The following is a 22,500-nucleotide window of genomic DNA, read 5'->3' as shown; positions in this document are numbered from 1 at the left end:
TTGTAGATTTTGAATCAAATCGTACTATAACCACTAATCCATAATCTTTTAATAAAAGTATCATAGAAAGATTTTTTAAATTATAGCATATTGTTTTTTAATTGTCTATAAAAAATCATATTATTTTAAAGCTGAATTCAGCTTTATCTTGCTAAATTTCTTCGCAACGAAAAATATACATTATCAAATTTTCAAAAAATTTTCCCAAAATTTTAAAATGCTATCTGTTTTCTTACGGGAAAATTGTAGGAAAACATTGATTAACTGGGATTTTTTTATTTTTCTTGTAAAACTTGACAATCTCAACATTTGTTTTCCCAAAAAGATATTTTTCGCATAAAAATAAGTCGTCTATGAAAACGGTATGCATAAAAATCATTCGTTTTCCTAATTTTTCTTTACAAAAATTTTTCAAAAAACTTTGAAAAAGTGCTTGACATAGCTGTTTCGTGGTTATATAATACTTAATGCAGTGAGGGATATGAAATGTATTATCATTTGGATATTCCTTGGATATTAAATTCGATAATTTCTTTCGGTGAATATTCACATTTACTGAATGGAAAATCACATATAAATATTAAATGAGGGGGAATTAAAATGATTAAGAATAACAGAAAATATTTAGATTTTGCAAAGAAAACATCTCTTGGTTTGAACACAAACATGTCTTCAATGACATTCGCAAGTGTCGATCATTTTAACGAAAGATTCTCTCCATTGTTTGGATCAAGAAGAATCTTCAAAAACAGAAAAAACGCATAGGGGGTAAAATTTATGAGAAGAAATAATATTAGAAAAAGTTCACAAATTAGTTTTAACACAAGTATGGCGAGCATGAATTTTGCTCAAGCGGATAACTTTTACGAAAGAATAACACCATTATTTGGTTCAAGAAAATTAAGAAAAAATAAAAAACAAGCGTAATTATAAAAAGAATAATAAAATAATAAACAATTAATAGGGGGAAAATAAAATGTTCACAAAAACAACACAAAAACAAATCAGAAATTTCGGTAAAAACTGTACAGTAAGCTTAAGCTCAAACATGGCAAGCATGAACTTCGCACAAATGAATGACTTCTACGAAAGAGTTAATCCTCTTTTCAATTCTGAAAGAAAATCAAGAAAGAGCAGAAAACAAGCTTAATTAAATAATTCAATTCCAGATTAAGATATTGAGAAAATCCAATCTGTTAACGCGTCAAATTTATTTGACGTTTAAATACGAAATCCAACTTCTATATGAAGTTGGATTTTTTTTGTTTATAGATTTTTTGATAAAATGTCACAGATTCTTTCGGATGCGTGGCCATCTCCGTAAGGATTGACAGCTTCGCTCATTTTGTCGTATTCATTTTTATCGTGAAGAAGTTTGGTCATTTCGTTGTAGATGTCTTCTTCGCAAAGCCCAGTTAATTTTAATGTCCCTGCCTCTACCCCTTCTGGTCTTTCTGTTGTGTCTCTCATTACCAAAACAGGTTTACCAAGTGCTGGAGCTTCTTCTTGAATTCCGCCTGAATCTGTCATTACGAAGAATGATTGTTTCATGAAATTGTGAAAATCAACTACATTCAACGGCTCAATTAGTTTGATTCTAGGGTGATTGTCGAATACTTCATTTGCGATTTCTCGTACTTTTGGATTCAAATGTATCGGATAAATCACATATATATCTTCGTTTTCGTTGACAACTCGTTTGATTGCTCTGAAGGAATTCTTCATGGATTCTCCCAAGTTTTCTCTTCTGTGCATTGTTAGTAGAATCATTTTCTTGCCTTCAATCAAATTTTCGTTTTGATAATTGTCGACAACTGTTGTCTGAAGTGCATCTATTACTGTGTTTCCTGTTACGAAAACTTTGGATTCGTCTTTGTTTTCTCGTAGCAAATTATCCCTTGCAGTTGTAGTTGGTGCGAAGTGGAAATCTGCCAACGATCCTATGGCTTGTCTGTTGAATTCTTCTGGATATGGAGAGTATTTGTTGTAAGTTCTCAGTCCGGCTTCCACATGACCTACTGGTATTCTCAAATAGAATGCGGCAAGTCCTGCAACAAAACTTGTCGAAGTGTCTCCGTGAACCAATACAATGTCCGGTTTTTCTTCTTCTAATATAGATTTTATTTTTTCCAAAATAGTTGTGGTAACATCGAACAAGCTTTGTTTTTCTTTCATGATATCCAAGTTGTAGTCTTCTTTGATTTCGAAAACGTCCAATACTTGACGCAACATTTCTTTGTGTTGTCCAGTTACAAGTACACAAACTTCGAATTCATCTCTTTTTTTGAGTTCTTTTACAAGTGGACACATTTTAATAGCTTCTGGTCTTGTTCCAAAAACCACCATTACTTTTTTCATTTTTTACCTCTTTTTAAAAAAAGGCGCTGCAAATTTAGCGCCCTTTAATTTATTTTATAATTTGTAGAAATTGTATTTGTTTTCAGCATCGATGTTTCTTGTATCAAGTACAACTTTGTCTTTTAAAACATCCATGTTTTGTCTGATTTCGTCGTGACCAATCATTACGATTACGAAATCAACATCGTTTAAGAATTTGTTCAAATCGTGGTATTGATTTTCCACAACTTCTCTTTTTACCATTGGATCGTAAACTTTCAATCCATCTCCCAAATGTTCTTTTTGGTGTTGTAATAATTGAAGTGTTGGTGATTCTCTTACATCGTCTACGTTTTCTTTGTAAGTCAATCCGTAAATACCAACTCTTGAAAAATCTTTTAAGTTGTTTTCTTGCATAATATTGTAGGCACGTCTAAGAACATATTCTGGCATTGAATCGTTGATTTGACGAGCTTTGTAGATTATTTCAGTAAGAAGTGGATAATCTCCAACTAAAAACCATGGGTCAACTGAAATACAATGTCCACCTACACCAGGTCCTGGTGAAAGAATATTAACTCTTGGGTGTTTGTTAGAAATTCTGATAACTTCGTTGACATCAAGTCCACCTTGACGACAAATCTTAGCCAATTCGTTTGCGAATGCAATGTTGATATCTCTGAATGTATTTTCAACAACTTTTGTCATTTCAGCTGTTTTGATGTTAGTTAGATTGATTTCGCCTTTGCAGAAAGATGAGTATACTTGTTTAACTTTTTCGCCGTATTTTGGATCGTCAGCGCCGATTGTTCTTGCGTTGTGCTCCAATTCGTAAACCATGTTACCAGGAATAATTCTTTCTGGAGCGTGAACCAAGTTTAATTTCTTGCCAGATTTTTCCATGTATTCATTAACAACAGGTCTAACATATGTGTCGATTGCTCCTGGTGAAATTGTCGATTCAACAACAATAATCGCATCTTCTTCTGCAGGTTCCAACACTGATTCTACTGCCTTTACAACATAAGAACAATCCAATTTCTTAGATACAGGATCGTATGGAGTTGGCGCTGTAATGATGTAGAAAGAAGTAGATACTGGTTTTAATGAAAAAGTGATGTCTGCATTCAAAGCTTTTTCGAAAAGCTCATCCATTCCTTTTTCTTCAAAAGTTAATTTTTTATGCTTTAATTTGTCAATTACTTCTTCTTTAATATCTGTTCCCACTACCTTATTACCTGATGTTGCAAGCATCAAAGCTGTAGGTAGACCTATGTAACCTAAACCAATTACATTAATCATAATATTCTCTCCTTTAAAATAAATTTTCTATTCTTTTTAATAATCTTTCGTTGTTTTTTTGTGGATTCAATTCTGATTGCATTTTTCTGCAGTTTTCTTGAAGCGAATGGTAGAATGATTGGTCATCTCTAAGTTTAATCAAAACATTTCTCATTTCCTCGTCCGATTCGTGATCAACCGCAACTCCCACATTCCATTCGTTTACAACTTCTGATAGATAAGTGTCTCTTGCGACAATTATAGGAAGTTCTGCGTGAATGGATTCGTATAATTTGTTCGGAAGTGCAATCCTAACATTTTTCATCGACGCATCGTACACCGAGAATATGCAGTCGCATTTCGAATACAGCTCTGCAATCTCATCGTCATAGTAAAATTTGCCACGATATTCGATAAAATCTTTCGTTTCAGAAAGCTCTTTAAAGTACGTTCCGCTCTCGAAACCTGCCATCATAAGATTCATTCCCAAACCTTCCATCGCTTTCACAAGCTTTTTCAATTCGTTCAAATATCTAAGCCCACCGATGTAGCCAACAGTGAAGGTATCGTGTTGGTTTTTCACCCTTAACTTATCATAATCCTTGAATAATTCCAAATTTGGAATATTAGGCATGAACACCAAATTGTCCTTGCTGTATTTCCCATCGAAGTGTTCCCAGAATTTCATGCTTGTCATAATCATCAAATCGACAAATGCGAGCATATTGTTCTCTCTTTTTTTCAAAATAGAAGACACAATATTCATCGGGAAACTCTTCTTGTCATCAGTCAAATATCTGTGGATATCTGGCACTTCATATATAATCTTAACCTTGTTGTCGTTATTTTTCTTGTATTTGGTAGCTATCTCTAGCATATCATAACTTTGGACATGAATTAAATCTGGTTTAATTCTCTCCAATATTTTATAAGCTTTCTGTGAAAATTTGTAAGTTGGAATAAGTCTTTTCATAGGATTACTGTTGTCAGCATCTATGTTAATTATTTCCTTCTTGCAAAAATCACGCTTGAAATCATATTTTTCATCCCCACCTTTATCCCAGCAAATCGCATACAAATCGAACTTATCTTTTACAAGATCCATTCTTTTGATCAGCCTTGGAGGGGGCGTTGTATTAATCAAAAAAGTATATTTTTTTTGATTTGATTTTTCCATTTCTCATCATCCTATTAATATATTTAACAGTTAAAATTATATCACAACTTCATTAAATTTGCTCATTTTTTCTGTAATCTTTAGAATTTCTTAACGTTTGAAATCAAATAATCCTACCTGCAAAATCAGCAAGTAGGATAATTTATTTATAAATTTTTCATTTCTTTTGTTAGTTGTTCGATGGCTTTATTGGATTGATCTTTCTGTATATAGGCTGTGAAAAGTTTTCACATACCCTTTTAAACCCGAATATTTTATTATTTCTCCGCTACAAAATCTAGCTGTTTCAGTTTGCCATTTTCGATAATAAAATTTTTGTGCGCAATTTTTTCAAATTCTTTATCATGACTAACAACAATTATAGTTTTCCCCATTTTGTTTAGTTTTACAAGTGTATCAATTACTATCTTTTTGTTTTCACTATCTAACGATCCTGTCGGTTCATCTGCTAACATTATTTCGTATGGCTTAACCATATTTCTCGCGAGAGCTACTCTTTGCTGTTCTCCACCTGATAATTCAAATATTTTTGACTTAATCTTGTCTTCTATTCCCATATCCATAAGAGTTTTTTTGATAAGTGATTTCTTATCTGTACTTCTACTGTATTTTACTGCCAAATTTAAATTTTCTTGAACTGTCATATTATCCACCAATGCAAAGTTTTGAAAAAGATATGCTATTTTATACCTTCGTAAAAGTTCAGATTCTTTTTCATTTCTAAATGGATTATGTTTAGAAAAGCATTTTAATTCCCCTTCATCATATTCTTCAAGCGTCCCAATAATATTTAATAGCGTTGTCTTTCCTCCACCACTTTTGCCAAAAATGCATATAAAATCCCCTTCATAAATTTCGAGATTAATATTTTCTAATATTTTATGGTTACCATATTTTTTCGATATGTTTTTTAATGATATTTGAGGTTTATTAACATTCATTTAATTACCTTCCTTTAACTTTGTCACTAAATTTTTTTCGTTCTTTTTTATGTTAATAATTTCATACATGAAACAAATAATAACACTAATAATTGACATTATTAGACAAATTAATAATTTTCTTAAACTCCATCCATCTTTTGGCTCGAAAAACTCAAAGTTTCTAAAATATATCGTGAATAGTATTATCATATAACAAATAATAATACTAATGATAAATCCAACTATAATCTGAAGTATTTTAGATTTATGGATAGATTTAAAACCATATCCCAGTAATCTAGAAACGTAGATTTTTTGTCCATAATTATAAAAATATGATTCTTCATCTATTTTTATCGTTACAAACAATATTAAAACCGATAGCAAAAATCCTAAAAAATATATGGTCGTTTCTGTCTTATACATTTCTATTTTTTCAACGACTTCGTCATATACGCTCGTGACGAAAAGTATATAGTCAGATGATTGTGTTTTTTGAATGGCTGGTTTTAAATAATCATAGCCCTTATTCGGATTTGGGATGTAGGGATGAAACTTGCCGTTAACCAGTGACGGTATTTTAATCTCTCTGGTAGGTGCTAATTCTTTGCCATTTACCATAACCAAAACATAATTAAATATATCTGGACTAATTATATTTTGCTGGCAATCAAACGTAAAAACATACTGCTTTTTCTTGATTTTGATGTATTTCTCACTGACATCGTCTTTTTGATTCACGCAATTAAAAATATGTGATTTTCTGATATTCTGCTTATCAAATTCAGTTATTGTTATATTTTCAGGGACAAATATAATCCATTCATTAGAATTAGGCGTATGAGTTGTTAGTGGTTTGTTTTGTGAATCAACTAAGTTGTTTATTTCAACATAATTCTTGTTAATATAAGCATACCTACCTTTAAAAGCCCGTTTATTTAAATATTCATCATCATTTTCATATTGGATATTTGGTGCGAAAAACAGAATTGCTCCTTTAGAATCTAATTCATCCCATAAATTATTTAACTTTGGGACTACTATTTTTTCAAACTTATCATCATTTTCAACATAAGTCCACGGCCATGCACAAGCTATATTAGCATAATTCTTCGATTTCTCCCATGCATCAAAATATGAAGTAGAAGTAACATAATCGCTTAATCCAAACACAGTTACAACAAATAGATATAGGACAACAGAAAATGAAATAACTTTAAAAATCACAGGACTTATTTTATATCTTTTTTTGTAGCCTTTTAGCCACGAAATAGTGCTGACATTTTTAACTCTGAAGTAAAGCATAAGAAAATAAAATATTGTCAATAAAATTCCCATTAAAACAAGTGATATGAATATTTGTTTGACTGCTATTGCAAAGCCAATCATCGAGTCCGGGTGTGTCAAATAAAACAACACGCCAAACAATGCCATCAACGAAATCAATATTGTAATTGCCAACAAATTCATCGCCTTTTTACAGCAAAAACTCATTTTGTCATGACCCAATAGAGAAATTATCGATATTTCCTTGGAAAGTGATGAATTGTAAATTACAACGCTGAACGCCAAAGCAAAAACAATTATTAAAATAAGCATCGCGTATAATATGGCTTGTTTTTGTGTGATTTCACTAGCAACCGAAAAAGATTTGTCAATTGTAGCATCAATTTCCAATTCTTTTCTACCATTTAATTCGTCGATAAATTTCCCAATATTAGAAGGCGTTCCTTTAATGTGATAATCTCCATTAAAAGTGTGATTTTCAATCTTAGAATATTCAATAAAATCAACTTCCTTGCTTGTCAAAATGCTGTGCTCGGTTACATTTTTGAATCTATTAATCCCGTTGTAATTTTCATCGATATCAATGTTCTTAAATGATTTCTTAAACCACTTCGCATCATCAAGATAAACAAATATATTTATTTTCTGTTTTTCTTTTAATGAGTTTTTGGGTTTGTAAACTTCTTTTATGAAACTAATTTTGTTTTTCTTAGCAATTTTTTGAATTTCAAGAATGTTTTTTTCAGTATTTTGTGGCTTAGTGGTTATATTAACCGTGGTGTCGAACTCTCTTATAAAAAACTCCATCAAACGTGAGTCTTTGTAAGAGAAAAATCCTAACCCCACAGCAAAAATCAACAAAAATGTCAATAAGCGTATTATTTTTTTCATAAACTATTCCCCCTTATGACTTGCCAATAAAAAAACTAACCTTATAAAGTCATTATAGGTTAGTCTTCAAAATAAGAGATTAAGTTTTCTTGTATTAATTCTTGCTTTTTTATTTCTTTTTTAATAAACAGGAATATTTACATTTGCAATTACCAAATTATCTTTATTGCACACATCAAATTTTCCATTCAAATGTGTCACAATATCATTTACAATTGTAAGTCCAACTCCAGACCCATTATTTTTTAAGCGATTTCGTGACATATCTCCGCGATAAAATTTATTTTTCACCAATTTCCAATCTACGTTCAAATCATTTTCGATTTCATTTTTAACCGTCAAATTTAATGATTTATCCTTTATCTCAACTTCAACAATTATGGTAGTACCCTTTTTTGAGTATTTGGTCGCGTTCGATACCAAATTATCCAAAATCCTCACGAGTAATTCAGGGTCTGTATTAATTTCTTTACCGGAAGCATTTGCAAATCTAATATCCAAATCGTTATCGTTCACCAGTGTTTTTCTTTCTTCTTCCCATTGTTTTAAAAATAGTTCTGCATCAAACTTTTTGATGTTAATTGGAATTTCATTTAAATTGAATTTCAAATAGGAGAAGAAATCTTCGCTCAAACTATTTAATGATTTCACATTTTCGTAGATAACTTTTATAAACTTTTTTTGTTGCTCATAAGTTAAATTGTCTTCATCGTAAAGCAACGTTGAATATCCCAATAAATTTGACAGAGGTGTTTTAATATCATGTGCCAAATATGTCAGCAAATCTGTTTTTTCCTTATATGCCAGTTCATAATTGTTTTCCATCTCTAAAATTTGTTTTCGAATATTGATGAAATCCAATCTTTCGTTAGATAAAGATTCATGAAATTCTCTTATCTCAGGAATTTCGCCTTTAATGTATTTAATTCCAGATACAAAATACTCGCGATATTTTTCAAATTGTTTGTTCTGAATGTAAAAACATCCGATGGTTATTACAATTGCGCCTAGCATAATGAAAAAATAATGACCATATCCAAAATAAATCTTATATATTGAACTCATCTCGGCTTCTGTGTCGATATTGTAAATTATCAAGGTGTCTATCAATTGATGAAAAGCAAATGTAATAAAAATTCCAACAGCTATCCATAAACATTGATACAGAATGATTCTTTTAATATATGAATTTTCTTTACGCATTAATCTTATACCCCACTCCCCATATTGTCTTTATTATTGAACTTATTCCGCATTGTTCGAATTTAGCTCGTATTCTTCTTATGTGAACCATAACGGGATTTACCTCTGTTGACAGCACTTCATCTTTCCAAATTTTGTAATGTATTTCATCCATATTGTGAACATCGTCTGGTTTTTCCATCAACAGCCATAAAATATCAAATTCTTTCGGCGTTAAAATTATTTCTATTTCATTATAAAAGCTTTTATGCGTTTTTCTGTTCAATCGCAAACTTCCTACAACGAGTTCGTCACGTTCGTGTTCTTCATTGTCTAAAGATTTTACAGAAGAAAATTCATAGCTTCTCCTGAGATTTGACTTAATCCTGGCGACTAATTCTGTTGGCTCAAAAGGTTTTATGATATAGTCATCTGCACCCATATTTAATCCTTGTACTTTATGAATAGAATCTTCCAGAGCAGTGAGCATAATTATTGGAATCGTGGATTTTTCTCGTATTTGTTTGCATATCTCAAACCCATTTATATCTGGAAGCAATAAGTCCAAAAGTATTAAATCATAATGATTTCGATTAAAACTTTCAACTGCTTTTTTACCAGTATGAAAAGTTTCTATCTCCCATCCTTCTGGAATCAAATACATCCTAATTAATTCTGATAAATCAATATCATCTTCAACTACCATAATTTTCATATTTTTTCTCGTCCTCAAATCTTATATTATTATATTTCATCTTGTTCAACCAGTTTTTTATCTTCAATAAACAAAATCCTATCTGATATTCTTCGTGCTTGGTCTGTGTTGTGTGTTGAAATTATGATGGTGTAGTTTTGTGACAAGTTTTTCAACAGATTTTCTATTGCCAATGTGTTTTGCAAATCCAAAGATGAGCAAGGTTCATCAAATATCAGTATTTTGGGATTTGTTGTGAGCATTCTGGCTATGCAGAGTCTTTGTTTTTGTCCTCCAGAAAGTTTGTTGGCATTCATTTTCAGATTGTCTTTTAATTCTTCGTACAAGTTCACACTCTTGAGTATTTGTTCTATTTTCGTTTTTTTGTCGTAATTTTTGCCTAAAAAATATTCCAATGTATATGTCAGATTTTTTTCAATTGACATATCAAATACTGTGGAATCTTGAAATAGCATTGAGATTTGTCTTCTCAAATCGATTAGTTTGTATTGTGAGATGTCTGTGCCATCGAATAATATTTCTCCCGAATATTGTCCGCCATTTTCTGATAAAAATCCATTCAGACAAGACAAAAATGTAGATTTGCCCGACCCAGAATTTCCCATTATGCTGATTATTTCGTTTTTTTCAACGGTCAAATTCACATTTTCCAATATATTTTTTTCTTTGTAGGATATGTCTAGGTTATTTATTTGTAATATGCTCAACTAATTTACCTCCCGAAAATACTAGCACCACATAAGCCAATATGTGTAGAATTATCAATATCATAATAAGCACCAACGCCGTTGCATACGCTTTTTCTATTGCAATTGATTGGCTAAGTAGCATGTGCAAGTGAAAAGGCAGTGCTGTAACAGGTTTGAATAGACTTATCGAATTATTCATGAATACTGCTCCTGTGAGTAGAAGTGGTGCTGTCGCTCCTATTGCATAGCTTCCTGCCAACAGCGAAATCGTGATGATATTTCTAGAAATCATTGGCATTACGAGTTTTCTTATCATGTACGTCTTGTCAATTCCAAGTGAAAAGCTGTCTTTTATTGTGTTTTTATTGATTTCTGCGATTGATTTTTCGATGTTCACTTCTACAAATGGAAATACAATCAACGAAAGTGCGATTGCTGCTGTGAGTAAACTTTTGGATATGTTAAGTGTTACTATGAAAAATCCGTACACAAACATTCCTATTATTATTGAAGGAATGGATGCAATGCATTGAATTATTAGAGAAATTACTGATTTCAAGATTTCTGATTTGCAATAAAAAACTCTGTAAATTGCACAAAAAACACCCAACAATGTTGAAATTCCCATCGCAATTATCATCAACCAAAAAGATCCAATTATGCTAGATTTGATTCCACCCGTAGTTCCTAATGGAAGCCCTTGAGGATTTTGTGTAAGAAACTCCAAATTTACAGACGATATTCCCTTGGATATTAAAAAATAAAAAATCTTGAACACGAAGAAAAACACGACTGCAAATGATAAGTATACCCACAATTTAATCAAAAAATCCTTAAATTTCGTCATAATTATCCGTCCTTTTTTTAGTCACAAAAAGTATTACATCAAGTATAATTACGAAAACCAAAAGCACAAATGAACTTGCATAAAGCGCGTGATAGTGCAAACTTCCCGCTTCACTCATCCCCACTTCGAGTGCAATTAGTGATGCAATGGTTTCTGCTTTGGAGAAAAATTTGGGCAATATCGGTGCGTTTCCTATCACCATCATTACTGCCATTGTCTCTCCAATGGCTCTTGAAAATGCAAGAACAAACCCACTGAATGCGCTTCGTAGACTTTGTTTGAGTACGATTTTTCTGATGAAATATTCCTTGCTAATTCCAAAACAGTCCGATTGTCTCTTGTATTTTTGTTTTATCTTTTCAAAAGTTTCAGTCAACACTTCCACAAAATACGGCAAAATCATTATGGATAATATGACACTTCCTGCGAACACCGATTCTCCCGCTGCCATTTTGAAATTTTTCTCAAAAAATTTCACGATTACAAACAACCCGAAAAACCCGTAAATAATCGAAGGAATTCCAGCAAGAATTCTGATTATCCAACTCACTAAAGTTTTCACTTTTTCATTCGTGTAAAACACAATCATAAGTGACAATCCGTAGCTAATTGGAAACGAAAATATGCAAGCCAACAATGCAATGTAAAAACTTGCGAGAATTATATTGAACGCTCCGAAACTTCCATCCATCGAATCCCAAGTCTTTCCAAACAAAAATTTATTTACACTGTACTGTTTGAAAAAAGGAAGCGATTCTTTGAACATAAATCCTATTAGTATTGCCAATAAAGCTATGGAAAAGAAAGCAAATATATACACCAAAGTTTTAAATATGTTGTTTTTTGTTCTCATAACTACCCCTCAACTTTTCTATTATGTACAAAAAGCAAAGTGATATCACTTTGCTTTTGAATTTATTTATTAGGAATGAATCCCATATCTTTGATAGTTTGCTTTCCTTCTTTTGAGTTTAGATAATCGATGAAAAGTTGTTCTGTTTTTGTCAAATCACCGCTTTTCATGATGATCAAAGGTCTTGAAATGTAATATGATTTATTCAAAATATTTTCTTCAGTAGGTTCTACTCCGTCAACTTTCAAAGGAATTAATTTGCCTTTGTTTTGATTTGCGATACCGAATGATGCATATCCTATTGCGTTTGGATTTTCGATAATCTTAGAAACCAAAGCTCCCATTGTTGGCGCTTGGATTGCATCTTGTCTAACTTTTACATCCTTCATTACTTTCTTTTGGAATACTTCGTGTGCACCACCGCTTAGATCACGAGTTACAACTACGATATCTTCTTGTGGAAGTGATGGGTCAACATCGCTCCATTTTTTGTATTCGCCGGAGAAAATCTTCACGATTTCTTCTTTAGTTAAGTTACCTTTTTTTGCTGCAATTACTTTGTTTTGTGGATTAACTGCAAGTGTCAATGCGTCTAAACCCAAGTTGTATTCCTTGTAATCTTTAACTTTTTCTTTTTCCTTATCTTTTACTTCACGCGCTAACATTCCGAAGTTTGCAACGTTGTCCAACACAGCCTTGACTCCTGCGCCAGATCCACCAGCTGATACATAAATTGTAATGTTCTTGTCTGGTAATGAAGAATCAACCTTGTCCCAAGTTACATTCTTTTCGATAAAAGTTGTAGAAATCTTGCTGATAACAGGTGCCAAAGTAGATGAACCACTGAAGCTGATTTCGTAATTTTCTTTTGCCTTTGAATCTTCTTTTGATTCAGTTTTTTCGTTGGAATTAGTTTTGTCAGAATTGTTGGCGCATCCTGTAAATCCTATCGCCATTACCATCATCAAAACTAATAATTTGTAAAGCTTTTTCATATTACCCTCCTAAATTTTATAGTTATATTATATCACATTGTTTTTTTTTAATTTATATAAAACGCCTATAAATACACCTTCATTTATTGAAATATCCTATAATTAAGATTTCTCTTGTTGTATTTGATAAGATTATATTACAAAGGCAATGCAAATTGTCTAAAAAATAGGAGGTAATTTATGGATAGTAAAGAAGTATTGGCTGAAAACTCAAAATTATTTGGAGAACATTTACCAGATGTAGCTAAGAATTTCTCTGGTATGTGTGGAGAAATTTTTAAAGACGGAAAATTATCTTTGAAGGAAAAAGAATTGATAGCTCTTGCAATCGGAATTACTGTAAAATGCGACGGATGTATCGTTCATCACACTAAAGGATGTATTGATGCAGGTTGTACAATCGAAGAAATCTCAGAAATGATGGAAGTTTGCGTTGCTATGGGTGGTGGCCCTGCTACAGTTTACGCTGGAAAATCTTTGAGAATTGCTGAAGAATTATTAAAATAATTACAATAAACTGGCTGCAAAATTTGCGGCTAGTTTTTTTGGTGGAAATTTTCTTCGATTTGGAATATGATTATGTTAAAAGGGGGATTTTATGAACGCGGATTATACGAAGAAAATGATAATGGAAAATTTAATCAATCTTCTCAACAGAATACCTCTGAATAAAATTACGGTTGGAAAACTAGCTGAAGAATGTGGAATCAACAGAAACACTATTTATTATCACTTTAAAGATTTGAATGAAATCATAGACACGATTTTTGAAATAAGACTTAAGAGGGTGTTGAATGAATCGGATAATATTTCTTGGGAGGATAGTTTTATCGAAGAAATGCAGTTTGCTATTGATAACAAAACTGCGATTTACCACATTTACAATTCTATTTCTAGAAAAACACTGTCTGATTATTTGTACACTAAATCGGGACAAATTATGCGAACTTACATAGAAAATGTGGACAAGGAAATTCACGCGAAGAAGGATGACAAGGAGATTATTATTAAATTCTTCCAAAGTGCAATTACAGATTTGGTTATCAGATGGCTAACTTCAGGAATGGATGAGGATATCGAGAAAAAAATAAAAAGGATAGGATTTCTATTAAAAGATACCGTTAAATCTTCATTAACTAGGAGTAAAATGAATTAATTTGTTAGATTTTTTGTCATTTTTGTTAGAATTTTAGGCAAATACACCCTTTTGTCCAAAGACTTTGATTAACGTTTGAGATACAATGAAGTTAAGATATATATCTATTGAACTGATTCTAAAAAATTTTAATATATGAAAAGGTGGTTATATGAAAATTATAGAAGCTGGAAAAAGATATGGATTTGATAAGGTATTCGATTACGTTGCGAAGGATCCTCAAAAAAGAGGGGTACAATTAGTCGAATGGGCAGAAAACCTTTCTCACGGAGATTTCGCGCCTCAAATTAAAATTATAAGGGAAGTTTTTGAAGACGAAAATCACCCTTACCATAGTTTTGTGATGAAAATTTTCCAAGAAGTTGACAAAAAACAAATTAAAAAAGTAGCGTATAACTTTTTTATGAATGCGTCTGTTTTGGGATGGCAAACTCAGCAAAAATACAGAGAAGAATACAATTGTAATATCCCATGGGCAATTTTGTTGGATCCTACATCTGCATGTAACTTAAAATGTACTGGATGTTGGGCTGCTGAATACGGCTACAAACAAAACTTAAGCTATGATGAGATTGATTCAATCATCACTCAAGGAAAAGAATTAGGAACTTATATGTACATATACACAGGCGGTGAACCTCTTGTGCGTAAAGATGATTTGATTAAATTGTGCGAAAAACACAACGACTGTGTATTCTTATCATTTACTAATGCAACTTTAATTGACGAAGATTTCGTAGACGAAATGCAAAGAGTTGGTAATTTCATTCCTGCGATTTCACTTGAAGGTTTTGAAGAAGCAACTGACGGTAGACGTGGAGAAGGTGTTTATAAAAAAGTAATCAAAGCAATGAAGATGCTACAAGAACGTCATTTGATTTACGGTATTTCTTGTTGCTATACTTCACAAAACTTTGATTCAATTACAAGCGAAGAATACTACGATTACCTAATAGAGTTAGGGGCGTATTTTGTGTGGTACTTCCACTATATGCCAGTTGGAAATGCTGCTGTAACTGATTTACTACCTACTCCTGAACAAAGAAAACAAACTATCGAAAGATTAAGAAAATATAGAGCAGAAAAACCATTATTCGCATTGGATTTCCAAAACGATGCTGAATATGTTGGAGGTTGTATTGCAGGTGGAAGAAGATATCTTCACATTAATGCTTCCGGCGATGTGGAACCTTGTGTTTTCATTCACTACAGCGATTCTAATATCAGAGAAAAATCTTTGTTGGATTGTTTGAGAGCTCCCCTATTTACAAAATATCACGACGGTCAACCATTCAACGATAATATGTTGATGCCTTGCCCAATGCTTGAAAATCCAAACGAACTTAGAGAAATGGTTCATAGCACTGATGCAAAATCTACTGATTTGGAATCTAAGCAAACTGTAGATTCACTTTGTGGTAACTGCGATGAATATGCGAAAAACTGGGAAGTTGAAGCAGAAGAAATCTGGAACAATAGTCCTAAAAAAGAACAATTCAAAGGTTCATATCACACAATGAATCGCCAAGAAACAATGAAATCAAAATAATTTCAATGAGCAGCTTTTAATTAGCTGCTTTTTGTATGCCAAATTTTTTTGAATAAAAAATATTTAACTGGGTATAATTTTGTAAGAGGTGTAATATGAGATTTATTGAAAAAAGTACAATTTATTTGGCTGGTGGATGTTTTTGGGGAGTGGAAGCTTATTTCAAAAAATTACAAGGAGTCATCGATACTGACACAGGCTATGCGAATGGCGAGGGAACAGACACCGACTACAAGAAAATAAAACAAACTCATCACGCAGAAACGGTGAGAATTGTCTACGATAAAAATAGATTGGATTTGGCAGAAATTTTGCTGCACTATTTCAGAATTATCAATCCAATTTCTGTGAATAAGCAAGGAAATGATATCGGCGAACAATACAGAACGGGAATTTTTTACGAAGATGAAGAAGATTTGGAAGTTATCAATTCCGTTATGAAATACATTCAATCAAAATACGATGAAAAGCTAACTGTTTTGGTTGAAAAATTACAAAATTTCGTGTTGGCAGAAGATTATCATCAAGATTATTTGGACAAGAATCCCGGCGGATATTGCCACATTAATTTGAATGCTTTTGATGAGGATTTGGATACGACTGAATACAAGAAAATGTCCGATGAACAATTGCGACAAAATCTCTCGGATGTGAGCTACAGGGTTACTCAAAATGAGGCGACTGAACGCCCTCACACATCATCTTTCAATGATTTTGATGAAAGAGGAATCTACGTCGACATCGTAAGTGGTGAGCCGTTGTTTTCTTCAAAGGACAAATACGATGCAGGCTGCGGCTGGCCATCATTTACGAAGACAATCACGTCAAGTTCTGTAAATTATTCTGATGATCACAAATTATCCAGAGTTCGAACTGAGGTTAGAAGCAAACACGCTGACAGTCATTTGGGTCATGTGTTCGACGATGGTCCATCAGAAAAAGGCGGTCTCAGATATTGCATTAACGGTGCAAGTTTGAGATTTGTCCCATTAGAAAAAATGGAAGAAGAAGGATATTCAAAATATATTCCGTTCGTATAAATTTATTAATCACAAGGAGGATATTCCTCCTTTTTTGTGTGCAAATAAATAATTGTGCCTGTTTAGGTGTTTACAAATTGTAAGAAAACTGCGATAATATATCTGAAATTACATATTAGGAGGAAAAAATGGATAAAAAGAAAGCAAATTTATTCGCCAAATTAGCATTATTAATAGTGGCGATTCTTTGGGGAAGTTCATTGACTGTGGTTAAGCAATCTTCCAAAACATTCAATCCCAACTTTATTTTGGCTATAAGATTTACGTTGGCAGCAATTTTATTATCGATTATTTTCTGGAAGAGACTTCGCCAAGCAAAATTTGACGACTTAAAAAGCGGACTTTTGATTGGAATATTTTTGTTCATGGCGTATTCATCACAAACATTGGGCGTTAAATTCGCAGATCCAGGTAGAAGCGGATTCTTGTCTGCATCTTATTGCGTAATCGTGCCGTTTTTAGGTTGGATTGTATTCAAACAAAGACCAGACAGATACAATTTGTCAGCGGCGGCTTTGTGTATAACGGGAATATTTTTCATATCTCTTTCGGGTTCGAGCGCTCACGTGGATAATCCGTTGGCATGGCTTGGAGATTTATTAGCTTTACTTAGCGGATTGTTGTTCGCATCACACATCATCGCAGTAAGTGCACTTGCAAAAGGTCGTGACCCTATCGTCATGACGATATTGCAATTTATAATGGCGGCTGTGTTGTCTTGGATAACTACAATTGTAATAGAAGACAATTCACACATCGTTGTAACTTCAAGATCTGTGATGGAATTATTGTACCTAGCAGTAATGTGTACTGCAGTTGCACTACTTCTTCAAAACATCGGACAAAAATACACAAACCCATCTACTGCGGCAATTATTTTGGGATTTGAGTCGATATTCGGAATTTTAATTCCTGTACTTATTGGAATCGAATCATTGACAGTTTACTCAGTAATAGGATTTGTATTCATATTCGCAGCAATTCTTGTCAGCGAAACCAAACTTTCTTTCTTGAAAAGAAATGTTGTAACAGCAGAATAAAATAAAACCAATTTTATGGCATAAAAAAATAGATAGCTAATTGTAGCTATCTATTTTTAATTTGGCGGAGAAAGTGGGATTCGAACCCACGTGGGAAATAATCCCAAACGCATTTCGAGTGCGCCCCGTTATGACCACTTCGATATTTCTCCAAATATAATAATATTATAGCACTTTTGTTGATTTAATCAAAAAATGTGTTTTTGTTTTATCTTTGATATAATAATATTGAGAAATAATTGGAGGAAATATGAAAATAATAGGACTTACACCACTTTACGATGTGGCAGAAAACAGACTTTTTATGCTGAGAAAATACATTGAACTTATCGAAAGAAACGGAGCTTACGCAATAATTCTTCCGTTTAATTCTGACAGGAAATTCCTAGAAGAAATCGTCGATAGATTGGATGGAATTGTGTTTACAGGTGGGCTTGATGTCGCACCATCATATTATGGAGAAGACAAAATTTTGGAATGCGGAATTTCATCAAATGTTAGAGATGAATTGGAATTTAATTTGATGGATATTTGCTACCAAAAAGACATTCCTACTTTGGGAATTTGTCGTGGACTACAGATAATGAATGTGTATTTGGGCGGAACTTTGTATCAAGATTTGAAAAAACAAAAAGACATTTCCATCATTCATTCACAAGACAAACCATACAACGATTTGGTTCATGAGGTTACGAATTACGGAATGTTCAAGGAAAAATTCGGCGACAAATTTTATGTGAATAGCCTTCATCATCAAGCGATTAAAGATGTGGCTGAGAAGCTTGAAGTGTTGCAAAAATCTTCCGATGATATAGTGGAAGCAGCTTATGTTAAAAACAAGAAATTTTTCTTGGGAGTACAATATCATCCCGAAATGGCGTTGGATACTTTGAAACAAGGCCACGAAATTGTCAAAATGTTCTTGGATTCAATAGAATAGATTAAATAGATTAAAAAGTATTATGTAAACCTGTGATTGTCACAGGTTTTTTTGTTTTCCTAAACCTTAGGAAAGAATCTTATCAGAATTTACGCTTATCGTTGACGTAAGCTTGGTTGAAAATATTTCTGTCTATGTGAAGGAAATCTAGTATTTCGTAGCTTTTCGGATATCTTCCTGAAAGCACGATTTTCCCATCTATAACTGTGATTGGAAGTTTCATTCCATCTTCGATTCTCTGTGTAATACCATGTTGTTCGAACATTTCAGGGTTTTTGTTTAATTTGAACCTGTCGACAACTATCTTTTTCGTTCTCAATTTTTGCAAGAAAAATGACAACATCACAGAATTTCTATTATCCATTTCGTTTTCGAACAAATTATTCTCGTCAACTTTGTTCTCAAAAATCATCATTTTCATACTATCACCTATTTTTATTATATCAGATAATTTTGTGATTTATTTGTGATAAAATAGTTGTAACAAATTCAAGGAGATTGCAATGCAACTTTTAAATGAAACACAAAGACAAAAATATTTAGATATTTGGCACAGAGACAAGGGAATATCAAGTTCTGGGCTGAAAATAATCGCCTGCATATCTATGCTTATCAGTCACATTGTGCAATGCAATATGCTCCAAAAATTCAACATTTATCCTACGATGACACTCACATCTTCTGATTGGAGAGTCACAGTCGGAGCGTTGATGCTTTTTATCGGAAGAATTGCGTTTCCTATTTTTGCATTTTTAATCGTGAATGGAATGTTTCTAACTAGAAGCGTGGAGAAATACATAGTTAGGTTGTTTTCGTTTGCAATTATCTCAGAAATTCCTTTTGATTTGGCAGTTAGCGGTCAAATGTTTGACTTTTATAACCAAAATGTGTTCTTCACATTGGCACTTTCTGCAAGTCTCATATTTGTCGTAGAAAAAATCGAAAAATTCGATCAATCAAATTTGGTGAAGGCTATTTTAAAAATAATTTCTGTGGGAATTTTTTGTGCAATCGCCAATTACTACCACACAGATTACTCCATGCTTGGAATCCTCGCAGTGTTCTTGTTGTATTTAGGATCAACTTCCAGAAGAAACACATACATTGCGATATTATTCGGATATTTCTTCGAAGCGTATATGTATTTGTTCGTGTATTTGTCGATTCCTATCATTCACTTTTACAACGGCAAAAAAGGTAACATCAACAAATGGGCATTCTACATTTTCTATCCAGCTCATTTGCTTGTGATAAGTTTCGTTCGTGATTTTATTTTATAGTTTGTATTTTGAGCTGAAATACATTAAAATTATATATTATAAATAATGGAGAATTTTATGAAGAAAACTAAAAAACAAAGTGAAATATCACTGGAATCTTTTGTGACACTCGCTATCGTTTTTGGGCTTTTTGGCTACATTGCAAGGATTATGGGTCTTGGCAATATGTTCAACACATTGATGAAAACAGCACACGATTTATTGCTTAATACCGTATTTTTCATAATGGCAATTGCTGTGTTGACCGGTGCTTTGTCCAAAATTTTCAGCGAATTTGGAGTAATTGCTCTCATCAACAAGATTATCAGTCCTGTTATGAAGCCGCTTTATAATTTGCCGGGAGCATCAGCGCTTGGAATATTGACGACTTTCTTGTCGGATAATCCAGCAATCATCGGACTTGCAAAGGACAAAGGATTTGCCAAATATTTCAAGAATTATCAGCTTCCTACGTTGTGCAATTTGGGAACATCATTTGGAATGGGATTTATCGTGTGGACATTCATGTCTTCACTTGGAAATGGAACAGAATTTTTGAAGGCTGCATCTCTTGGATTGTTGGGAGCCGTCGTAGGATCTGTAGTTTCTGTTAGAATTATGATGCATTTCACGAAAAAATTCTACGGTGATAGTGATGAAAATGTGGAGATTGAAGAAGAGCAAAATGATGAAGAAAAAGAAGATTTGACTTTGATGGAGAGAATTTTAAATTCGATGCTCGAAGGTGGAAAGTCCGGTGTGCAAGCAGGAATGGATATTATTCCTGGAGTTGTTGTGATTTGTACGTTGGTTATGATACTCACATCTACAGGAACTGTCGAAAACGGAACTGTAGTCTACACAGGAGCAGCCTACGAAGGAGTCGGTTTGATTCCAAAAATTGGTGCTGTGTTGAATCCTGTTTTGAAACCATTATTTGGATTCAGCTCATCAGAATGCATCGCATTCCCACTTACAGCTTTGGGAAGTGTCGGAGCAGCGCTTGGACTTGTTCCAAAATTATTGGAGAAAAATTTAATCACAGGAAATGACATCGCAGTTTTCACAGCGCTTGGAATGTGTTGGTCAGGATATTTGTCCACACACGTTGGAATGATGGATACATTAAACGCCAGAAAACTCGCACCAAAAGCAATTCTATCTCACACAATCGGAGGAATCGCAGCTGGAATCAGCGCACACTTCTTGTATTTATTATTAGGATAAAAAAATCCAACTTTACTTTAAATCAGTAAAGTTGGATTTATTTTTTATTTGATTAATTTGGACAAAGTTTTAAATTCAGCACTTCCCGCTCTTTTTAAAATATCGAAAATCAATGTTTCGGAATTGATAACCAAGCAATTCATTTCTCTGAAATTTGCTATCGCATTCATTTTATTTTCAACACGTCTACTTGTAACGCAATCTTCAAGAACAATCATCTTGTAATCGTCAATCAAATCACGTATCGTTTGGTAGACACAAATGTGAGTTTCCGCTCCTACAACCACAATTTGTTTTCTTCCAGTTTTTTTGATTTCATTCATAACATCATCAAGCTTTGCAGTAAAATCAACCTTGTCGAACACTTTTGTTTCGTATTCCTTCAAACAATCGACAGTATCTCCCAAACCCTTTGGATATTGGCGTGTAGTAATCACAGGAATATCGTAAATTCTCGCCATCTCCAACACAGCCTTCGTATGATTTATTACGTATTCATTGTCGTGAAGAACAGGCACCAATTTTTCTTGCAAATCAATCAACAAAATTATCATATCGTCTTTGTTTACATTAAACTTTTCCATATCTCACCTCAAAACTATCATACCACAAAAAAGCACGCAATTGACCTGAACCCGTAAACACGGAATAATTTAATAATATTTTAAGCGGAATGTAATCTGTACATAACAGGAGACATTCCGTTTAATTTTGTTTTAATTCTATCTTCATTGTACCATTTAATATATCTTTCGATCTCACTAATTAACTCATCATAACTTTTAAATTCCACTCCATAATACATTTCTTGTTTTAATATCCCAAAGAAGTTTTCCATAGGAGAATTATCTAGACAATTTCCTTTTCTTGACATACTTTGCTTAATATTCATTTCTTCTAGTTTTTTAGTCCAAGTACTATGTTGGTAATGAAATCCTTGGTCTGAGTGTATAATTAAATTTTTAGTGTCCTTATTTTCTTCTAATGCTTTTTCTAGCATTGTATTAGTTAATTCTATTGTTGGGTGATTACTTAGTGTATAGCTGATTATTTCACTGTTGAATAGATCTAATATTGGTGATAGGTATAGCTTATTTTCTTCACCTTTTATT

Annotated in this window: 25 protein-coding genes and 1 tRNA gene; 11 read left to right on the top strand and 15 right to left on the bottom strand. The window is 32.8% G+C overall.

All coding sequences use genetic code 11. From position 1 onward, the window contains the following. Positions 1-600: 600 nt before the first annotated feature. The 3 genes from ACU68Y_RS07625 to ACU68Y_RS07615 are packed head-to-tail and all read left to right on the top strand — an operon-like array spanning position 601 to position 1,150. The gene (locus ACU68Y_RS07625) at positions 601-765 is read left to right on the top strand and encodes a hypothetical protein (protein WP_002835797.1); all 165 of its coding nucleotides are present in this window, start codon (positions 601-603) and stop codon (positions 763-765) included. Positions 766-777: 12 nt separating this feature from the next. Beyond that, positions 778-927 (top strand): hypothetical protein, encoded by a 150-nt coding sequence (locus tag ACU68Y_RS07620; protein WP_002837370.1) that lies wholly within the window; start codon positions 778-780, stop codon positions 925-927. A gap of 49 nt (positions 928-976) precedes the next feature. Beyond that, entirely contained in the window at positions 977-1,150 is a 174-nt protein-coding gene (locus ACU68Y_RS07615) for a hypothetical protein (RefSeq protein ID WP_002837401.1), read from the top strand. 116 nt (positions 1,151-1,266) lie between these two features. On the opposite strand, the gene wecB is transcribed toward ACU68Y_RS07615, so the two are convergent. From wecB to ACU68Y_RS07560, 11 genes are all read right to left on the bottom strand, one after another. Further along, positions 1,267-2,358, bottom strand: coding sequence for a non-hydrolyzing UDP-N-acetylglucosamine 2-epimerase (wecB, locus tag ACU68Y_RS07610; protein ID WP_446755827.1), 1,092 nt, complete (start codon positions 2,356-2,358; stop codon positions 1,267-1,269). Between the two features lie 54 nt (positions 2,359-2,412). Then, entirely contained in the window at positions 2,413-3,639 is a 1,227-nt protein-coding gene (locus tag ACU68Y_RS07605) for a nucleotide sugar dehydrogenase (RefSeq protein ID WP_002837385.1), read from the bottom strand. 13 nt (positions 3,640-3,652) lie between these two features. Further along, positions 3,653-4,795: a glycosyltransferase gene (locus ACU68Y_RS07600; RefSeq protein ID WP_002837397.1), complete on the bottom strand. Its 1,143-nt coding sequence runs from the start codon at positions 4,793-4,795 to the stop codon at positions 3,653-3,655. Between the two features lie 257 nt (positions 4,796-5,052). Next, positions 5,053-5,736: an ATP-binding cassette domain-containing protein gene (locus ACU68Y_RS07595; protein WP_446755828.1), complete on the bottom strand. Its 684-nt coding sequence runs from the start codon at positions 5,734-5,736 to the stop codon at positions 5,053-5,055. Continuing rightward, positions 5,737-7,896: a hypothetical protein gene (locus ACU68Y_RS07590; RefSeq protein ID WP_446755829.1), complete on the bottom strand. Its 2,160-nt coding sequence runs from the start codon at positions 7,894-7,896 to the stop codon at positions 5,737-5,739. Between the two features lie 120 nt (positions 7,897-8,016). Further along, on the bottom strand, positions 8,017-9,099 hold the full coding sequence (locus ACU68Y_RS07585) for a sensor histidine kinase (protein WP_446755830.1): 1,083 nt from the start codon (positions 9,097-9,099) through the stop codon (positions 8,017-8,019). Further along, complete coding sequence (locus ACU68Y_RS07580) at positions 9,092-9,793, bottom strand: response regulator transcription factor (RefSeq protein ID WP_060790842.1); 702 nt, start codon at positions 9,791-9,793, stop codon at positions 9,092-9,094. The genes ACU68Y_RS07585 and ACU68Y_RS07580 overlap by 8 nt, the downstream gene beginning before the upstream one ends. A gap of 29 nt (positions 9,794-9,822) precedes the next feature. Beyond that, a complete protein-coding gene (locus ACU68Y_RS07575; protein WP_002841968.1) occupies positions 9,823-10,500 on the bottom strand; it encodes a phosphate ABC transporter ATP-binding protein in 678 nt (225 codons plus the stop codon). Beyond that, positions 10,478-11,329, bottom strand: a complete 852-nt coding sequence (locus ACU68Y_RS07570) for a PstA family ABC transporter permease (protein ID WP_012290189.1) — start codon at positions 11,327-11,329, stop codon at positions 10,478-10,480. The genes ACU68Y_RS07575 and ACU68Y_RS07570 overlap by 23 nt, the downstream gene beginning before the upstream one ends. Further along, on the bottom strand, positions 11,316-12,182 hold the full coding sequence (gene pstC / locus ACU68Y_RS07565; protein ID WP_446755831.1) for a phosphate ABC transporter permease subunit PstC: 867 nt from the start codon (positions 12,180-12,182) through the stop codon (positions 11,316-11,318). Before pstC ends, ACU68Y_RS07570 begins: the two co-directional genes overlap by 14 nt. A 62-nt stretch (positions 12,183-12,244) precedes the next feature. After that, positions 12,245-13,177 carry a phosphate ABC transporter substrate-binding protein gene (locus ACU68Y_RS07560; protein ID WP_035112400.1) on the bottom strand — a complete coding sequence of 311 codons (933 nt, stop codon included), beginning with the start codon at positions 13,175-13,177 and terminating at the stop codon, positions 12,245-12,247. A 180-nt stretch (positions 13,178-13,357) separates the two neighbouring features. On the opposite strand from ACU68Y_RS07560, the gene ACU68Y_RS07555 reads away from it, so the two are divergent. From ACU68Y_RS07555 to ACU68Y_RS07535, 5 genes are all read left to right on the top strand, one after another. Beyond that, on the top strand, positions 13,358-13,684 hold the full coding sequence (locus tag ACU68Y_RS07555) for a carboxymuconolactone decarboxylase family protein (RefSeq protein ID WP_002835813.1): 327 nt from the start codon (positions 13,358-13,360) through the stop codon (positions 13,682-13,684). 91 nt (positions 13,685-13,775) lie between these two features. Beyond that, on the top strand, positions 13,776-14,333 hold the full coding sequence (locus ACU68Y_RS07550) for a TetR/AcrR family transcriptional regulator (RefSeq protein WP_002837410.1): 558 nt from the start codon (positions 13,776-13,778) through the stop codon (positions 14,331-14,333). A 151-nt stretch (positions 14,334-14,484) separates the two neighbouring features. After that, entirely contained in the window at positions 14,485-15,882 is a 1,398-nt protein-coding gene (locus ACU68Y_RS07545) for a radical SAM protein (RefSeq protein WP_446755832.1), read from the top strand. A gap of 95 nt (positions 15,883-15,977) precedes the next feature. Beyond that, positions 15,978-16,922, top strand: coding sequence for a peptide-methionine (R)-S-oxide reductase MsrB (msrB, locus tag ACU68Y_RS07540; RefSeq protein ID WP_446755833.1), 945 nt, complete (start codon positions 15,978-15,980; stop codon positions 16,920-16,922). A gap of 128 nt (positions 16,923-17,050) precedes the next feature. Then, positions 17,051-17,962 (top strand): DMT family transporter, encoded by a 912-nt coding sequence (locus tag ACU68Y_RS07535; protein ID WP_002840209.1) that lies wholly within the window; start codon positions 17,051-17,053, stop codon positions 17,960-17,962. Between the two features lie 62 nt (positions 17,963-18,024). On the opposite strand, the gene ACU68Y_RS07530 is transcribed toward ACU68Y_RS07535, so the two are convergent. Further along, positions 18,025-18,114: transfer RNA gene (locus ACU68Y_RS07530), tRNA-Ser, on the bottom strand. A 98-nt stretch (positions 18,115-18,212) separates the two neighbouring features. Here ACU68Y_RS07530 and ACU68Y_RS07525 point away from each other — a divergent pair. Continuing rightward, a complete protein-coding gene (locus ACU68Y_RS07525; protein WP_002837456.1) occupies positions 18,213-18,902 on the top strand; it encodes a gamma-glutamyl-gamma-aminobutyrate hydrolase family protein in 690 nt (229 codons plus the stop codon). 82 nt (positions 18,903-18,984) lie between these two features. On the opposite strand, the gene ACU68Y_RS07520 is transcribed toward ACU68Y_RS07525, so the two are convergent. After that, the gene (locus ACU68Y_RS07520; RefSeq protein ID WP_304152285.1) at positions 18,985-19,323 is read right to left on the bottom strand and encodes an arsenic metallochaperone ArsD family protein; all 339 of its coding nucleotides are present in this window, start codon (positions 19,321-19,323) and stop codon (positions 18,985-18,987) included. An 82-nt stretch (positions 19,324-19,405) separates the two neighbouring features. Here ACU68Y_RS07520 and ACU68Y_RS07515 point away from each other — a divergent pair, with 82 nt between their 5' ends. After that, complete coding sequence (locus ACU68Y_RS07515) at positions 19,406-20,182, top strand: TraX family protein (protein ID WP_446755834.1); 777 nt, start codon at positions 19,406-19,408, stop codon at positions 20,180-20,182. Between the two features lie 57 nt (positions 20,183-20,239). Beyond that, on the top strand, positions 20,240-21,388 hold the full coding sequence (locus ACU68Y_RS07510) for a CD0519/CD1768 family membrane protein (protein ID WP_446755835.1): 1,149 nt from the start codon (positions 20,240-20,242) through the stop codon (positions 21,386-21,388). Between the two features lie 44 nt (positions 21,389-21,432). Here the strand turns inward: ACU68Y_RS07510 and ACU68Y_RS07505 are convergent, their stop codons facing one another. Both ACU68Y_RS07505 and ACU68Y_RS07500 read right to left on the bottom strand, forming a co-directional pair. Continuing rightward, positions 21,433-21,972 (bottom strand): isochorismatase family protein, encoded by a 540-nt coding sequence (locus ACU68Y_RS07505; RefSeq protein WP_316058077.1) that lies wholly within the window; start codon positions 21,970-21,972, stop codon positions 21,433-21,435. Positions 21,973-22,052: 80 nt separating this feature from the next. Continuing rightward, positions 22,053-22,500: IS3 family transposase (locus ACU68Y_RS07500; protein ID WP_446765332.1), on the bottom strand; the 448-nt coding region annotated here is incomplete at its 5' end.

This window comes from Finegoldia sp. P1-F-LS (assembly GCF_052932205.1).
The sequence above is the reverse complement of the archived record's forward strand: the minus strand, read 5'-3'. Positions and strand labels throughout refer to the sequence as shown.

What these genes read in the sequence shown, in the direction of transcription:
- ACU68Y_RS07600 (WP_002837397.1), bottom strand. Translation starts at nt 4,795, where the DNA reads ATGGAAAAATCAAATCAAAAAAAATATACTTTTTTGATTAATACAACG.
- ACU68Y_RS07625 (WP_002835797.1), top strand. Translation starts at nt 601, where the DNA reads ATGATTAAGAATAACAGAAAATATTTAGATTTTGCAAAGAAAACATCT.
- ACU68Y_RS07555 (WP_002835813.1), top strand. Translation starts at nt 13,358, where the DNA reads ATGGATAGTAAAGAAGTATTGGCTGAAAACTCAAAATTATTTGGAGAA.
- ACU68Y_RS07560 (WP_035112400.1), bottom strand. Translation starts at nt 13,177, where the DNA reads ATGAAAAAGCTTTACAAATTATTAGTTTTGATGATGGTAATGGCGATA.
- ACU68Y_RS07595 (WP_446755828.1), bottom strand. Translation starts at nt 5,736, where the DNA reads ATGAATGTTAATAAACCTCAAATATCATTAAAAAACATATCGAAAAAA.
- msrB (WP_446755833.1), top strand. Translation starts at nt 15,978, where the DNA reads ATGAGATTTATTGAAAAAAGTACAATTTATTTGGCTGGTGGATGTTTT.
- ACU68Y_RS07585 (WP_446755830.1), bottom strand. Translation starts at nt 9,099, where the DNA reads ATGCGTAAAGAAAATTCATATATTAAAAGAATCATTCTGTATCAATGT.
- ACU68Y_RS07545 (WP_446755832.1), top strand. Translation starts at nt 14,485, where the DNA reads ATGAAAATTATAGAAGCTGGAAAAAGATATGGATTTGATAAGGTATTC.
- ACU68Y_RS07505 (WP_316058077.1), bottom strand. Translation starts at nt 21,972, where the DNA reads ATGGAAAAGTTTAATGTAAACAAAGACGATATGATAATTTTGTTGATT.
- ACU68Y_RS07580 (WP_060790842.1), bottom strand. Translation starts at nt 9,793, where the DNA reads ATGAAAATTATGGTAGTTGAAGATGATATTGATTTATCAGAATTAATT.
- ACU68Y_RS07605 (WP_002837385.1), bottom strand. Translation starts at nt 3,639, where the DNA reads ATGATTAATGTAATTGGTTTAGGTTACATAGGTCTACCTACAGCTTTG.
- ACU68Y_RS07515 (WP_446755834.1), top strand. Translation starts at nt 19,406, where the DNA reads ATGCAACTTTTAAATGAAACACAAAGACAAAAATATTTAGATATTTGG.
- ACU68Y_RS07535 (WP_002840209.1), top strand. Translation starts at nt 17,051, where the DNA reads ATGGATAAAAAGAAAGCAAATTTATTCGCCAAATTAGCATTATTAATA.
- wecB (WP_446755827.1), bottom strand. Translation starts at nt 2,358, where the DNA reads ATGAAAAAAGTAATGGTGGTTTTTGGAACAAGACCAGAAGCTATTAAA.
- ACU68Y_RS07525 (WP_002837456.1), top strand. Translation starts at nt 18,213, where the DNA reads ATGAAAATAATAGGACTTACACCACTTTACGATGTGGCAGAAAACAGA.
- ACU68Y_RS07520 (WP_304152285.1), bottom strand. Translation starts at nt 19,323, where the DNA reads ATGAAAATGATGATTTTTGAGAACAAAGTTGACGAGAATAATTTGTTC.
- ACU68Y_RS07620 (WP_002837370.1), top strand. Translation starts at nt 778, where the DNA reads ATGAGAAGAAATAATATTAGAAAAAGTTCACAAATTAGTTTTAACACA.
- ACU68Y_RS07510 (WP_446755835.1), top strand. Translation starts at nt 20,240, where the DNA reads ATGAAGAAAACTAAAAAACAAAGTGAAATATCACTGGAATCTTTTGTG.
- ACU68Y_RS07550 (WP_002837410.1), top strand. Translation starts at nt 13,776, where the DNA reads ATGAACGCGGATTATACGAAGAAAATGATAATGGAAAATTTAATCAAT.
- ACU68Y_RS07615 (WP_002837401.1), top strand. Translation starts at nt 977, where the DNA reads ATGTTCACAAAAACAACACAAAAACAAATCAGAAATTTCGGTAAAAAC.
- ACU68Y_RS07590 (WP_446755829.1), bottom strand. Translation starts at nt 7,896, where the DNA reads ATGAAAAAAATAATACGCTTATTGACATTTTTGTTGATTTTTGCTGTG.
- pstC (WP_446755831.1), bottom strand. Translation starts at nt 12,182, where the DNA reads ATGAGAACAAAAAACAACATATTTAAAACTTTGGTGTATATATTTGCT.
- ACU68Y_RS07570 (WP_012290189.1), bottom strand. Translation starts at nt 11,329, where the DNA reads ATGACGAAATTTAAGGATTTTTTGATTAAATTGTGGGTATACTTATCA.